The organism is Aldersonia sp. NBC_00410, assembly GCF_026342035.1.
Taxonomy (GTDB): domain Bacteria; phylum Actinomycetota; class Actinomycetes; order Mycobacteriales; family Mycobacteriaceae; genus Aldersonia.
On record NZ_JAPENM010000001.1, the window covers coordinates 249,385 to 263,078 of the forward strand.

Annotated in this window: 13 protein-coding genes; 7 read left to right on the forward strand and 6 right to left on the reverse strand. The window is 69.0% G+C overall.

The window, feature by feature from the left end; genetic code table 11:
• Positions 1 to 19 precede the first annotated feature (19 nt).
• Both mshA and OG921_RS01165 read right to left on the reverse strand, forming a co-directional pair.
• Positions 20 to 1,372: a D-inositol-3-phosphate glycosyltransferase gene (gene mshA, locus OG921_RS01160; protein ID WP_266110506.1), complete on the reverse strand. Its 1,353-nt coding sequence runs from the start codon at positions 1,370 to 1,372 to the stop codon at positions 20 to 22.
• Positions 1,373 to 1,425: 53 nt separating this feature from the next.
• Positions 1,426 to 2,250, reverse strand: coding sequence for an alpha/beta fold hydrolase (locus OG921_RS01165; protein ID WP_266110507.1), 825 nt, complete (start codon positions 2,248 to 2,250; stop codon positions 1,426 to 1,428).
• A gap of 82 nt (positions 2,251 to 2,332) precedes the next feature.
• On the opposite strand from OG921_RS01165, the gene OG921_RS01170 reads away from it, so the two are divergent.
• Entirely contained in the window at positions 2,333 to 3,364 is a 1,032-nt protein-coding gene (locus OG921_RS01170; RefSeq protein ID WP_266110508.1) for a tocopherol cyclase family protein, read from the forward strand.
• A gap of 19 nt (positions 3,365 to 3,383) precedes the next feature.
• On the opposite strand, the gene OG921_RS01175 is transcribed toward OG921_RS01170, so the two are convergent.
• On the reverse strand, positions 3,384 to 4,667 hold the full coding sequence (locus OG921_RS01175) for an ROK family transcriptional regulator (RefSeq protein WP_266111014.1): 1,284 nt from the start codon (positions 4,665 to 4,667) through the stop codon (positions 3,384 to 3,386).
• Between the two features lie 568 nt (positions 4,668 to 5,235).
• On the opposite strand from OG921_RS01175, the gene OG921_RS01180 reads away from it, so the two are divergent.
• Together OG921_RS01180 and OG921_RS01185 are read left to right on the forward strand one after the other, a co-directional pair.
• Positions 5,236 to 6,195 (forward strand): TauD/TfdA family dioxygenase, encoded by a 960-nt coding sequence (locus OG921_RS01180; protein WP_266111015.1) that lies wholly within the window; start codon positions 5,236 to 5,238, stop codon positions 6,193 to 6,195.
• 96 nt (positions 6,196 to 6,291) lie between these two features.
• Complete coding sequence (locus tag OG921_RS01185) at positions 6,292 to 7,038, forward strand: SDR family NAD(P)-dependent oxidoreductase (protein ID WP_266110509.1); 747 nt, start codon at positions 6,292 to 6,294, stop codon at positions 7,036 to 7,038.
• A gap of 12 nt (positions 7,039 to 7,050) precedes the next feature.
• On the opposite strand, the gene OG921_RS01190 is transcribed toward OG921_RS01185, so the two are convergent.
• Genes OG921_RS01190 through OG921_RS01200 form a run of 3 tightly spaced genes read right to left on the reverse strand, consistent with a single transcriptional unit; the run spans position 7,051 to position 9,831 of the window.
• The gene (locus OG921_RS01190; RefSeq protein WP_266110510.1) at positions 7,051 to 7,464 is read right to left on the reverse strand and encodes a hypothetical protein; all 414 of its coding nucleotides are present in this window, start codon (positions 7,462 to 7,464) and stop codon (positions 7,051 to 7,053) included.
• 39 nt (positions 7,465 to 7,503) lie between these two features.
• The gene (locus tag OG921_RS01195; RefSeq protein WP_266110511.1) at positions 7,504 to 8,730 is read right to left on the reverse strand and encodes an Ig-like domain-containing protein; all 1,227 of its coding nucleotides are present in this window, start codon (positions 8,728 to 8,730) and stop codon (positions 7,504 to 7,506) included.
• A gap of 57 nt (positions 8,731 to 8,787) precedes the next feature.
• Entirely contained in the window at positions 8,788 to 9,831 is a 1,044-nt protein-coding gene (locus OG921_RS01200) for a UDP-N-acetylmuramate dehydrogenase (protein WP_266111016.1), read from the reverse strand.
• A gap of 73 nt (positions 9,832 to 9,904) precedes the next feature.
• On the opposite strand from OG921_RS01200, the gene OG921_RS01205 reads away from it, so the two are divergent.
• From OG921_RS01205 to OG921_RS01220, 4 genes are all read left to right on the forward strand, one after another.
• On the forward strand, positions 9,905 to 10,414 hold the full coding sequence (locus OG921_RS01205; protein ID WP_266110512.1) for a DUF2505 domain-containing protein: 510 nt from the start codon (positions 9,905 to 9,907) through the stop codon (positions 10,412 to 10,414).
• 94 nt (positions 10,415 to 10,508) lie between these two features.
• Positions 10,509 to 11,024 carry a DUF2505 domain-containing protein gene (locus OG921_RS01210; RefSeq protein WP_266110513.1) on the forward strand — a complete coding sequence of 172 codons (516 nt, stop codon included), beginning with the start codon at positions 10,509 to 10,511 and terminating at the stop codon, positions 11,022 to 11,024.
• Between the two features lie 59 nt (positions 11,025 to 11,083).
• Positions 11,084 to 11,860: a class I SAM-dependent methyltransferase gene (locus OG921_RS01215; protein ID WP_266111017.1), complete on the forward strand. Its 777-nt coding sequence runs from the start codon at positions 11,084 to 11,086 to the stop codon at positions 11,858 to 11,860.
• Between the two features lie 33 nt (positions 11,861 to 11,893).
• Positions 11,894 to 13,690 carry an acyl-CoA dehydrogenase gene (locus tag OG921_RS01220; protein WP_266110514.1) on the forward strand — a complete coding sequence of 599 codons (1,797 nt, stop codon included), beginning with the start codon at positions 11,894 to 11,896 and terminating at the stop codon, positions 13,688 to 13,690.
• Positions 13,691 to 13,694: the final 4 nt, after the last annotated feature.

The following is a 13,694-nucleotide window of genomic DNA, read 5'->3' on the forward strand; positions in this document are numbered from 1 at the left end:
GCCTCCGGCCGCTTGGTGCTCATGCACGCACCTCGGTGCGGCGCGGCGACCACTCGGCCGTGCCGCGGCTCGACCAGGCGAGCGCGGGCGCCTGTTCGACCGGTGCGGTATCGCCGGGGCGCTGCCGCGCGAGCGCAGCGGCGTAACTGGCCGCGAGGCCGTCGGCGGTCGCGTCCCAGGAGAATTCCGACGCGTGGCGATGGGCAGCGTCGCCCATTTCACGCAACCGATCGGGTTCGCGGAGCAGCGCACCGAGCGCCGCCGCCCAGTCGTCGGTGCGGTGCCCCTGCACGAGCAGCCCCGTCTCGTGGTTGCGGACGGCGGTGCCGAGTCCGCCCACGTCGGCCGCGATGACCGGGGTGCCGCACGCCTGGGCCTCGATCGCGACGAGCCCGAAGGATTCGTTGTAGCTCGGGACGGCGACCAGATCCGAGGCCCGATAGATCTCGACCAGTCGTTCCGGGGGCTGCGGCGGGAGGAAGCGAACCCGGTCGGCGATACCCAGTTCCGCGGCCAGGTCGATGAGCAGGTCGGGGCGTTCCAGCCCGGTCCCGGACGGCCCGCCGACGACGAGCACGCGCAGCCGCTGGTTTGGGTGGTCGGCGAGCAACCGGCCGACCGCGCGCAGCAACACGTCCGGTGCCTTGAGGGGCTGGATGCGGCCGACGAAGGTCACCACGGCCTCGTCCGGCGCGAGCCCCAGCCCGCGGCGCGCCGCGGCACGGTCGCCGGGCCGGTACCGGGCCAGATCCGCGCCCGGTGCGACGACGTCGATCTTCTCCGGCGCCGCGTCGTAGGTCTCGATGAGTTGCTTGGCTTCCTCCGCGGTGTTCGCGGTGAGCCGATCCGCGGCGGCGACGACCTGCTTCTCGCCGATCACGCGCGCGGCCGGTTCGGGGCGGTCGCCATCGGCGAGCGCGGCGTTCTTCACGGCGGCCAGGGTGTGCGCGGTGTGCACCAGCGGCACCCCCCACCGGTCGCTCGCCAGCCAACCCACCTGCCCGGACAGCCAGTAGTGCGAATGCAACAGGTCGTAGTACCCGGGCTCGCGCCGTGCCTCCTCGCGCAACACCCCCGCCGCGAACGTGCACAACTGGGTCGGCAGGTCGTGCTTGTCGAGTCCCTCGAACGGGCCGGCGACGATATTGCGGACCAGGACGCCCGGTGCGGCCTGCACCACGGGCTCATCGGCCGACGACGTCGCCCGGGTGAAGATCTCGACCTGCGTGCCACGGCGGGCCAGTTGCACCGCGGTCTGCAGCACGTAGACGTTCATCCCACCCGCGTCGCCGGTGCCCGGCTGCGCAAGTGGGGACGTATGCAGGGACAACACCGCGACGCGGTTCGGCCGGCTGCTCTGCGCTGAACTCACCCCTCCATAGTGCCTGTTTTCGCAACGGGGCAGCGACCTTGGGGTAGGCATCCTCACCCGAGCGAGGCGATGAACTCGCCGACCTCACGGACGAAGCGGGCCGGGTCCTCGATGAAGGGGCCGTGTTGGCTGCCCTCCCAGTAGGACGTGTGCACGTTCGGAATCAATTGCGCGGCATGGCGTCCAGCCTCGATGTCCACCACCGGGTCGGCCGTGCCGTGGATCAGCAACGCCGGGACATCGAGCCTGCGCAGCACATCGTCGTGGTCGAGCGTGCGCAGAAACAGTGCCTTGCGCACCCGCGGCGGTGTGGCGAGGCTCGCGCCGAACATCCGCTGCGCAATGGCGCCCTTGTCCTCCCCCGGACCGGTCATGGCGTTGCCGAATGCCGAAAATGCCCGAATTGCCGCACCCGGGCGCTCGGCGAACACCCCCGGAATCGCGTTCTGCATCGCGTCGCCGGTCCGGCCGCCCGGCTGCCCGGGTCCGATTCCATTGATCGCGCCGACGAACACCACGCCCGCGATGGCGCCCGTGCCGTGCACGGAGAGGTAGTCGGTGATGACCAGACCGCCGTAGGACCAGCCGAGCAGCACCGCATCGGAGGTGACGAGTTCGGCGGTGAGCACCGCGTCGAGGTCTGCGGCCCAGTTCGCCGAATCGTCGTAGCCGGACTCTGGGGCATCGGAGTAGCCGTGGCCACGCAGATCCACCGCGATCACCCGGTATTGCCCGGCCAACTCCTCCGCGGCGGTGCCCCAGCAGGTGAGGTTGGCGGACCAGCCGTGGACCAGGACCAGCGGTCTGGCGTTCTCCGGCCCGGTCACCCGGTAGACGATCGCCGTCCCGTCGGCGCTGCGTACCTCACGAATCGGCATGGCCGCGAATCCTCTCACAACGCGCCGTGGCGACCAGTCGGATGCCCTGCCGTGCCGGCCAATCGTGGCTAGCGTGACGTTCATGACTCTGCTGCAGCGATACCGGGCGACCGGCGCCGACCTGCCGTACGGCGATCCGCTGCGCGCGCACGGCGTGGCGATGGAGGGTTACTTCTGGCGGTTCACTCAACCCGACAGCGGCCGGGTGGTGATCGCGCTGATCGGCGTGAACCGCGGACCGGACGGGCCATGGGCCACGCTCGGGCTCGCTGCGCACCCGAACGGATTTCTGCGCACAGTCGCGCATCCGACCGGCTGGGCGGACCCGGATCGGCTCGGCGCGCGGGCAGGTGACGTGTTCGTCGCCGACGCGGACCGAGTGCGGGTGGACCTCGGGCCGGATGCGCAACTCGATGTACGGATCACCCAGCGGTCGCCCTGGCCGCGCCGAAGTCTCGGCGGATCGAGTGTCTTCCAAGCAGTTCCGGCGCTCAACCAGTATTGGCATCCGTGGCTGCTCGGCGGGCACGCACAAGGCACCGCGATTCTCGGCGGCGAGCGCTGGGATCTCGACGGGGCCCAGGCCTACGGCGAAAAGAACTGGGGTAAGGGTGGTTTCCCCGATTCGTGGTGGTGGGGCCAGGCACAGGCGTTCGCCGAACCGCAGGCGTGCGTCGCGTTCGCCGGCGGCCAGGTGAACGCCGGTCCATTGCGCACCGAGGTGACCGCGGTGGTGGTACGGCTACCGGACGGCGAGGTGATCCGGCTCGGCGACCCCCTGGTCTCCGCGGTGCGGGCGAAGGTCACCGATGAAACCTGGTCGCTGCACGGCCGCGGACCGAACACCGCCGTCGAAATCGAGGGCAGCTCACCACTCGGCGCGGCCCACGTGCTCCCGGTTCCGTTGCCGGACGAGGGACGCAACGTGCCCGGCGCGATCGAGCACCTCGCCGGTCGTCTGAACGTCGTGGTTCGGCGCCGCGCGAAGATTCTCTGGAGCGGCGAATCCACCTTGGCGGCACTGGAACACGGCAGTATCGAACGGGCCCGCGCGGAGGTGACCCGGCGCGGCGGCGACGAGAATGCCGCCGACGCCGCGCCGTTCTATGGGTAGCTGCCGTCCCGACCGAGCGCTATGCGCCGGCACGCACTCCCGCCGAGCGGCGCACCGCGGGAATCGGATCCGCGTAGATCGCACTCAACGAGGTCACCGCACCGGCGAACTCCTGAACCCGATTGCCGAAACCGGTGATCCGAATGTCCTTGCGCGTCAATGTCGATCGGCTTGCGAAGGCTTCGGCGACATGTGGCACCGCGGCGGGGTACTCGGTGAACGCCTGACCGCCGAGGATGACGCGGTCGGGGTTGAGGACGTCACGCAAAGTAGCAACCGCCCGTCCGAGAATCCGAGCGCGCTCGACGAGCAACTCGTGCGCGGGAAGCGAGCCGTCTCGGGCGGCTCGATACAGTTCGCCCATCACCGGCCGACTGCCGGCCGGATCGATCAGGCCGAGTTGCACGGCGCGAGTAAGCACCGCACGGTCGCTCACCGCGGCCTCGAGGCAACCGCGTTGTCCGCATTCGCAATCCACGTCGGATACGGTCGGCAGATGGGCGATCGATCCGGGGCCGTTGTTCGGCGTGTGTACTCGGTCGTCGAGCGAGATGGCGACGCCGGCAGTTTCCCGCGCGTAGACGTACAGGCTGGTGCCGCCGCGCGGGGTATCGGACGGATTGCGCTGCGCCAAAAGCAGTTCCGCCGCAGCCATCGCCTCGACATGCGCCGCGACCGAGGTCGGCAGGCCGAGCACGTCGGCGACGATCGCGCCGACCGGCACCTCATGCCAGCCGAGCCGCTCGTGGTCGACGATGCCGGTCTCCGGGTCGACGCGCCCGCCGAGCGCGACGCCCGTCCACAGTGGCCGGCGGCGATGCCACCGGGCAGCGAATTTCCTTGCGCTGTATGCAATTGCGGCCACGGAGCGTTCGGCCGGGCCGGACGGTGTGGGAATTTCCACACCCCCGAGGATGCGGCCGCGCAGGTCGGCCGCGATCACGCTGGTGACGACGGCACCCACATGAATGCCGACAGTCAGGTAGGAGTCGTGGTCGACCTCGAACGGCACGCGGGGTCGGCCGATCGCTCCGGGTTCGGTGAGATCGGCTCGCTCACGCAGTAATCCGGAGCCGAGTAGCGCAGCGACCTGACGATTGACGGTCGCGATGCTGGCCCCGGTGATGCGAGCCGCCGCGTCACGAGCGATCGGCCCGTGCTGCACGGCCGCCCGAAGAACCGCGGCCGCGGAGGAGTCGGAGATACGGAAATCGGGGGCGACGACCCGAACCCGGTTGGTGGGTGCGGACGGCGCGGCGACCACCTGGGTGGGAATGGGTGCAACAAGAGTTGAGACGGACATCGGTTCCTTCTTCTGCCCCGGATGCGGGGTGGCGAATGTCGACGCGGGCATGCGGAGAAGCTGCACATGGAGCCGTCAATGGCGGTGAAGTCGATGGCGATGAACTGGAATCGAGTTATCGCGATGCGCCGGGCCGGACCGGCCCTTGACGACTAGCTGCAGCTACAGCTGCGCGGACAACACAGTTCGCGCGGGTGCGGCAGCCGCGAACCGAGCGCACACGTCACGAAAGTGACGCGAAGGATGCGCGATCGGCCAGTGGACATGCGTTCAAATTAGCACCCTTACGCTCAGGTGCCAATTTCCACAATGCAAATTCTCGCTCACACGGGCGCGGAGCCTGCGGAGTGCCCCATCAGCACGGGCGCGGAGCCTGCGGAGTGCCACATCAGCACGGGCGCGGAGCCTGCGGAGTGCCCATCAAGCACAACCGTATTTGTGCACGCAGCGCTGCCTTGCGCTCACGGTGACCGAAAGCCTTCCGCGGTCCATGGATTCGCTGATTGTCTGGCACGAGTACGGCCACCCGTGCCGCAGCCCCCCGTTCTGTGCGTCGAAAGGCATCGTCATGTCCATCGGTCTCGCCTCATCCGCCGACGTGCAGGCCACGTCCACCAGCTCTCTCGGCTCTGTCGGCTCCGCCGGTGTCGTCAAGCTCGGCGCCCACATCGGCGCCCGGATCGACGGGGTGTCCCTCGGTGGCGATCTCGACCCCGCCACCGTGGCGCTCATCCGGCAGGCGCTGCTCGAGCACAAGGTCATCTTCTTCCGCGGTCAGCACCACCTCGACGACGATGCGCAGTACGCGTTCGCCGAACTGCTCGGCATCCCCACCACCGCGCACCCGACGGTCACCTCGCGCGGCACCAAGACCCTTGCGATCGATTCGGACTATGGCAAGGCGAACAGCTGGCACACCGACGTCACCTTCGTCGACCGCATCCCGAAGGCCTCGATCCTGCGCGCGGTCGAGCTGCCGGCCTACGGCGGTTCCACGGTGTGGGCGTCCACCGCCGCGGCCTACGCGGCGCTGCCCGACTCGCTCAAGCAGCTCGTGGAAAATCTCTGGGCCGTGCACACCAATGTGTACGACTACTCCGCGACTGCCGCCGAGCGGGCTCAGGACGATAAGTCCGCGGAGTACCGGGCTGAGTTCCAGTCGACCTACTTCGAGACCGAGCACCCCGTCGTGCGAGTGCACCCGGAAACCGGCGAGCGCACGCTGCTGCTCGGCCACTTCATCAAGAACTTCATCGGGCTTTCCACCAAGGAGTCGCAGATTCTGTTCAACCTGCTGCAAGACCGGGTGACCAAGCTCGAGCACACCGCCCGCTGGAACTGGGAGTCGGGCGACGTCGCCATCTGGGACAACCGGGCGACCCAGCACTACGCGGTCGCCGACTACGACGACCAGTACCGCCGGCTGAACCGGATCACCCTGGCCGGCGACGTCCCGGTCGGCGTGCACGGCGAGCGCAGCCGCGTGATCAAGGGCGACGCCACGCACTTCTCACCGATCGCGAACTGAACACCACCCACCTCACGGCGAGGGGGCACGTGTCGTTGTCGCCGCCAGGCGAACGCAACGGCCACGTGCCCCCTCGCCGGTTTCTAGGATCGGAACATGACCACGAGTAGCACCCCCGTCGCCGTCGTCACCGGAGCCAGCTCCGGGATCGGCGAAGCCACCGCCCGCACGCTCGCCGCGCAGGGCTACCAGGTCGTCGTCGGCGCGCGTCGCGTCGACCGGCTGGAGAAACTGGCCGCGGAGATCGGCGGCACCGCGCTCCCCCTCGACGTCACCGACGAGGACTCCGTCGCCGCCTTTGCCGCGGCCGTCCCGCGCGCCGATGTCCTGGTGAACAATGCCGGCGGCGCAAAAGGCCTGGCCACGGTCGCCGAAGCGGATCTCGACGACTGGCGCTGGATGTGGGAGACGAACGTCCTCGGCACGCTGCGGGTGACCAAGGCGCTGCTGGGGAAACTGATCGATTCCGGCGACGGCCTGATCGTCACCATCACCTCGGTCGCCGCACTGGAGGCCTACGACAACGGCTCCGGCTACACCACTGCCAAGCATGCGCAGGCCGTGCTGCACCGGACGCTGCGCGGCGAGTTGCTCGGGCAGCCGGTGCGTCTCACCGAGATCGCCCCCGGCGCGGTGGAGACCGAGTTCTCGCTGGTCCGCTTCGAGGGCGATGCGGAGCGGGCGGCCAAGGTGTACGAGGGGATCGACCCGCTCGTCGCCGCCGACATCGCGGAGATCGTTGGCTTCGTCGCCTCCCGGCCGGCGCACGTCAACCTCGACCAGATCGTGGTCAAGCCGCGGGACCAGGCCGGACCGGGCCGGTTCGCGCGCCGAACGAGCTGAGCCGGTCGGGCGCTACTCCGCGGCGTCGTGGCCTGGCTCGTCCTGCTGGTCGAGGATGCTGATCGTCACGCCGTAGGGCAGGAATCGGACCCGGCGGCGCGGATCGGTGTTCTCCCGGTTCGCGCGCAACGCGTCGAGTTCGGTCGGATATACCTGATCGACGCGGGCGATGCCGAACTCGTCGAGCACGAAGATCGCCCACACCCCGGCACCGGCGTCGCCGGTGGTTTCCGGCTTCGGCTCGGCGGGCTGCTTCGGCTGCGCGGACCGGGCGAGGTCGGCGAAGACCGACGTCCAGGTGCCGCGGCCCTGTTGGCCCAGGCCGGCGGTGAGGTTCTCGAACACCTCGCGCAGACCTTCACCGGCCTCCCGCGCGGCGCGCTCGAAATCGTCGGGATCGAATCCGAAGGATTTGTTCTCGTCCATCGCCGTTCTCCTTGCTGTCGCGGTTGCGCGGGTGCAGCCTCAGCCGCCGGCAACCGGGGCGGGCGCGACCGGGGTCGCGGACACCACGCTCGCGGGGGAGCCGTCCAGGGCCGACATCGACTGCCACGTCGGCCAATCGATGGTCCAGTCATAGATGTCGCCGTCGGCTGCGGACAGATCGATCCGGGTACCGGTGACCTCGACCGGATCGCCGTACATTGCCGTCGGATAGTAAGCAGCGGCATCGCCGTTGGAGAGGTTGATGCAACCGTTGGTGACGTTCGACGAGCCCTGTACGCCGGTGGTTTCGGGGTTGGCGTGGATGAATTCGCCATTGTTCGAGATGCGCACGGCCCAGCGCTCGCGCACATTCTCGTAATACGGCGGGTTGGACATCAGAAAGTCCTCGTGCTTCTCCGACACCACGTGGATGCCACTGCGCGTCACGTTACGCGCTTCGTTGCCCTCCCCGTAGCTCACCGGGAAGTCGAAGATCACCTGGCCGTCCTGGACCACCTGCATGCGATGGCTCGGCGCCTCAGCCTTGACGATCTGGCTGCGGCCGATGGCGAAGTCGGAGGTCAGGTCCGAGTCGCCGTAGGCGCCCTCACCGAAGTCGACGCCGTACAGCTTCGCGTCCACGTGCACCGTGGTGCCCGGCGTCCAGTAGTTCTGTGGACGCCAGTGCACGCGCGAACCGTTGTCGTCGGGCAGCCAAGCCCAGGAACCGACCGTCGGCGGGTTGGTGGTGACGGTGAGCGCACGTTCGACCGCGGCCTTGTCGGCGACGTGATCGTCGAACTGCAGAATGATCGGCGCCGCGATCCCGACGATCTGACCGTCGGCGATCTGCACCCGCGCCGAGGTGGTGGATTCCGGTTCGACGGTGGTGAAACTGCCGTTCACCGGAACCGGCTTGTTGTCCATACCGATCGCGGTCCCGCTCCAGGTGTAGGTCGCCCCATACCCGAGCGGTTCGGTGATGGTGAACGTGGTGGAGTCCGGGCTCAGCAACCCGGCGACGACCTTCCCGTTCGCGTTGGTGAGTGCGACATCGCGCAACACGCCGTCTTCGACCCGGACCGAGATCGGCGCGGTGGGGTTGATGTCCGTCGAGTCGGCCGCGGGGTCCGCGGTGACTTTGGCCACAGGTGGCTGTTCGACGGGGGTACCGGAGTCGGTGGTGGCGTCGTCGCCACAGGCGACAACGAACGCGAGCAGGGCGAACACTGCTGCGATAAGCGAAATCAAGCGGGAGGGACGCACGTGTAGCCAGAATACCGTGACAAACCGCCCACACCCGTTGTCAGCGGGCGCGCGGGGCTACAGTGCGTGCCCCACCAGCACCGGCTCGGGTTCGAGCCGCACACCGAAGGCAGTCTGCACACCGTCGCGCACACTTCGCGCGAGCGCAACCAGATCGGCCGCCGTCGCGGCGCCACGGTTGGTCAGCGCCAGGGTGTGTTTGGTGGACAGCCGCGCCGGGGCATCCGCGCCGGGATACCCCTTGCCGAAGCCGGCACGCTCGATCAGCCACCCCGCGGACAGCTTCACGCCTTGGTCGGCCGGGTAGCGCGGCACGGGCACATCGCCGAGGCGCTGCGCGATCGCCGCGAGCACACCCGCCACGCGGTCGGGGGCAATCACCGGGTTGGTGAAGAACGAGCCGGCGCTCCACGTGTCGTGGTCGGCGGCGTCGAGCACCATGGCCTTGCTACCGCGCAGCCCGAGGACCGCCTCGCGCACCTGCGCGGCCGGCCTGCGCTCACCCTCGCCCGCGCCGAGGGCCGCGGCAAGTTCGCGGTAGCGCAGCGGCTCGCTCAGCCCGTCGCTGTGCAGCTCGAACTCGGCGGCAAGCACCAGCGCGTCGTCCCGATGCTTGAGCACGCTGGTGCGGTAGCCGAGACCGAGCCGCTCCGGCCCCGCCCAGGACACGTCGCCGGAAGTCCGGTCGAGCAGTTGCACGCGGCGCAGCAGAGCGGCGATCTCCACGCCGTAGGCGCCGACATTCTGCACCGGCGTCGCACCGGCCGACCCGGGGATCCCGGACAGGCATTCCAGCCCGCCGAACCCTGCCGCGACGGTCTTCGCGACGACGTCGTCCCACACGGCACCGGCCTGCACGAGCACCCTGGTGCCGTCGATCTGCACGCCGTCGTTCGCGATCCGCACGGCGACGCCGTCGAAGCCGGCATCGCAGACGAGCAGGTTCGATCCACCCGCCACCAGCAGCGTCGGCACACCGGCGTCGTCGAGGGCCCGAACGGCCTCGACCAGCGTCTCGGTGCTCGCGCATTCGGCCAGCAGCGTCGCCGGACCACCGACGCGGAGCGTGGTCAACTCGGCGAGCGGCACCCCCTCGCGCAGCAGGGCACCGGTCCGTCGCAGGTCGTCACGAATGGCAGGGCCGATCACAGCCCCAAACGGTAGCGTGCCCGCTATGGCGACCCCGATCGAGCACAAGGTGACGTTCCCGGCACCCCTGGAACGCGTGCATGCCGCGTTCACCAACGAGCAGTACTGGGACGACCGGATCGAGGCAGTCGGCGGTGCCGGCGGCCGGATCGACGAGTTCACCGTCACCGACGCCGCCGTCGACGTGAAGATGGTGCAGACCGTCGCGGCAGAGAACCTGCCCGGCCTCATCACCAAGATCCATCCCGGCGATCTCGAGATCGACCGGACGCAGACCTGGGGGCCGCTCGACCCCGCCGGGAACGGCGCCGCGGGAACGTTCTCGGCCGCAATCCCCGGCGTGCCCGCCAAAATCGGCGGCACCGTGACGCTCACCGCCGACGGTGCGAATTCGGTGATGTCCGTAGCCGGTGAGGTGAGTGTGAAGATCCCGCTGATCGGCGGCAAAGCCGAGTCGGTGGCGGTCGAGCAACTGACCAGGCTGCTCGACAAGGAGGATGAGTTCACCACCGAGTGGATCGCGCAACACCCGTGAACGTGACGCCAGTCGGACCGGCCCGCCGGGCCGCCATCGACCTGGCATACATGCGCGTGTTCTGGCAATCTGACCGCCCGGTAACTTGGTGACCATGGCCCGCCGATTGGACTACTCCGCTCGCTACCCCTTGCACACCACGCGCGAGGTTTACGACGCACTGACGAGCCGCGACTACTGGGAAGCGCGCGTCGAGGAGATGCGCAAATACTCGCCGAACCATGTCGCGAGCTTCCAAGTCGACGACTCGGGGATCGAGCTCGTGCTCGAGCACATCCTGCCGCGCACGGAGCTACCCGAGATGGCGCAGACCGTGATCCGCAAGGACATGGTGATCACGCGCAAGGAGAGCTACTCGGCCTTCGGCGACGGCGAGGTCACCGGTAAGTACGAAGCCGCTATACCGGCGGGACCGGGCAGCCTCACCGGCACGATGCGACTGTTCGCCACCGACACCGGGGCGACACTGCGCACCTCGTCCGAGGCAAAGGTCTACCTGCCGATGATCGGTCCGCGGCTCGAACAGCTGATGCTGGTCAACCTCGTGGACCTGTTCCGCGCCGAGGCGGAGTTCACCGAACGCTGGCTCGGCGAGACCTACCCGAGCTGAACACTCGCCGGAATCCACACCGCCCGCAGGGCGGCATCGAACATCGCCCGCAGGGCGGCATCGAACACCGACCGCAGGGAGTCATCACCCGCGGCACGACCGGCATCAACCGGCTGCGCCGCAGCGACCGCTGGCTCGTGCACGACGCCGAGGTGCGCGCGGCTCTGGCGGACGCCCCGGATCCGTTGGTCGTCGACCTCGGCTACGGCGCATTGCCGGTCACCACGTTCGAACTGGCCGCGCGGCTGCGCACCGTGCGCGCCGACATCAGGGTGGTCGGGCTGGAGATCGACCCGGCACGCGTGGTGCCCGGCCGCGACGGGGTGAGCTTCGCCCGCGGCGGCTTCGAACTCGCCGGTCTGCGCCCGGTGCTGGTGCGCGCTTTCAACGTGCTGCGGCAGTATCCCGAGGCCGCCGTGCACGAGGCGTGGGCGACGATGCAGGCCGCACTCGCCCCGGGCGGGCTGATCGTGGACGGCACCTGCGACGAACTCGGCCGCCGCTGCGCGTGGATCCTGTTGGACTCCACCGGCCCGCGCACGCTGACCCTGGCCTGGGATCCGTTCGCCCTGGCCCGGCCGTCCGATATCGCCGAGCGACTGCCGAAGGCGTTGATCCACCGCAACATTCCCGGCGAGCGGGTCCATGCGCTGCTCGCCGCCGCGGACCGCGCCTGGGCCGAAGCCGCGCCGCTCGCGCCGTTCGGCCCCCGCGTCCGCTGGCGGGACGCACTCGAACGACTGCGCGACCACGGTGTCCCGGCGCGCAGCTACCGGCACCGGATGCGCGATTGCGTGCTGTCGGTCCCGTGGGAGACGGCCATGCCCGCGAACTAACCTGGGCTTGCACGCGATTGAAAGGACCGCCGAATGCGTTCGACACTGCTATCACGCCAAGATCTCGAGTTCCTGCTCTACGAGTGGCTCGGCGTCGAGGAGCTGACCAAGCGCGAGCGCTACCGTGACCATTCGCGCGAGACCTTCGACGGCGTGCTCGACCTCTCCGAGCAGGTCGCGACGAAGTATTTCGCCACGCACAACAAACTTTCCGACGCGAACGAGCCGCGCTTCGACGGCGAACGGGTGCACCTGATCCCCGAGGTCGAGGAGGCACTCGACGCCTTCGCGCGCGCCGAACTGGTTGGCATGACGATGGACGCGGCGGTCGGCGGCGCGCAGCTACCCGCGGCCGTCGGAAACGCCGCGTTCGCCTACTTCCACGCCGCGAACGTCGCCACCGCCGCCTACCCGCTGTTGACCATGGCGAACGCGAACCTCATCTGCCGGTTCGGCACCGCCGAACAGGTCGATCGCTTCGTCGCGCCGATGCTGGCCGGGCGGTTCCACGGCACGATGGCGCTGTCCGAACCGCAGGCCGGTTCCTCGCTGGCCGATATCGTCACGCGCGCCGAACCCCAGGACGACGGGACGTACCGACTGTTCGGCAACAAGATGTGGATCTCGGCGGGCGAGCACGAACTCGGCGACAACATCGTCCACCTGGTGCTGGCCAAGATTCCCGGCGGACCGACCGGCACGAAGGGCATCTCGTTGTTCCTGGTGCCGAAGTTCCTGCTCGACGACGACGGGAACCCGGGCGAACGCAACGACGTGTCACTGGCCGGGCTCAACCACAAGATGGGCTTCCGCGGCACGGTCAACACGGTGCTCAATTTCGGTGAGGGCGAGCACACGCCGGGCGGCGGCGCGGGCGCGGTCGGCTACCTGATCGGCGAGGCGCACCGTGGCCTGCCCTACATGTTCCACATGATGAACGAGGCCAGGATCGGCGTCGGCCTCGGCGCCACCGCCCTCGGCTACACCGGCTACCTGAAATCGCTGGACTACGCGCGCAATCGGCCGCAGGGCCGCTCGGTCGTGCACAAGGGATCAGCGTCACCGCAGGTGCCGATCGTCGAGCACACCGACGTGCGACGGATGCTGCTTGCGCAGAAGGCCTACGTCGAGGGCGCGCTCGCGCTGAACCTGTACTGCGCCAAGCTCGTCGACCTCACCCGCTCACCCGAGTCCGACGCCGAGCGCGACACTGCGCAGCTCGTGCTCGACATCCTCACGCCGATCGCGAAGAGCTGGCCGTCGCAGTGGTGCCTGGAGGCCAACAATCTGGCGATCCAGGTGCTTGGTGGCGCCGGCTACACCCGGGAGTACGACGTCGAGCAGCACTACCGGGACAACCGGCTCAACCCGATCCACGAGGGCACCCATGGCATCCAGAGCCTGGACCTGTTGGGCCGCAAGGTACCCCAGCAGGGCGGTGCCTGCGTGGCGGCGCTCGGCGGTGCGATCGCGAAGACGGTCGCCTCGGCCGGGGCGTTGACGGGTGACCCGAGCGAGCTCGCCGAGCAGCTCGACGCCGCGTGGCAGCGGCTCGTCACGGTGACCGCGTCGATGTGGGCCTCGGGCGACCCGGAGCTGGTGCTGGCCAACAGCGCGGTCTACCTCGAGGCGTTCGGCCACCTGGTGATTGCCTGGATCTGGCTCGACCAGTTCGTCGCCACACAGGGCCGGACCGGTGACTTCTACGACGGCAAGCGGCAGGCCGCGCGGTTCTTCTTCGCCTTCGAACTGCCGAAGGTGGGACCGCAGCTCGATCTGCTGGAACGGCTGGACCGCACCACGTTGGACATGCGCGACAGCTGGTTCTGAGCCG

Coding starts and splice junctions, on each gene's coding strand:
- OG921_RS01165 (WP_266110507.1), bottom strand. CDS start 2,250: ATGCCGATTCGTGAGGTACGCAGCGCCGACGGGACGGCGATCGTCTAC.
- OG921_RS01170 (WP_266110508.1), top strand. CDS start 2,333: ATGACTCTGCTGCAGCGATACCGGGCGACCGGCGCCGACCTGCCGTAC.
- OG921_RS01175 (WP_266111014.1), bottom strand. CDS start 4,667: ATGTCCGTCTCAACTCTTGTTGCACCCATTCCCACCCAGGTGGTCGCC.
- OG921_RS01180 (WP_266111015.1), top strand. CDS start 5,236: ATGTCCATCGGTCTCGCCTCATCCGCCGACGTGCAGGCCACGTCCACC.
- OG921_RS01185 (WP_266110509.1), top strand. CDS start 6,292: ATGACCACGAGTAGCACCCCCGTCGCCGTCGTCACCGGAGCCAGCTCC.
- OG921_RS01190 (WP_266110510.1), bottom strand. CDS start 7,464: ATGGACGAGAACAAATCCTTCGGATTCGATCCCGACGATTTCGAGCGC.
- OG921_RS01205 (WP_266110512.1), top strand. CDS start 9,905: ATGGCGACCCCGATCGAGCACAAGGTGACGTTCCCGGCACCCCTGGAA.
- OG921_RS01210 (WP_266110513.1), top strand. CDS start 10,509: ATGGCCCGCCGATTGGACTACTCCGCTCGCTACCCCTTGCACACCACG.
- OG921_RS01220 (WP_266110514.1), top strand. CDS start 11,894: ATGCGTTCGACACTGCTATCACGCCAAGATCTCGAGTTCCTGCTCTAC.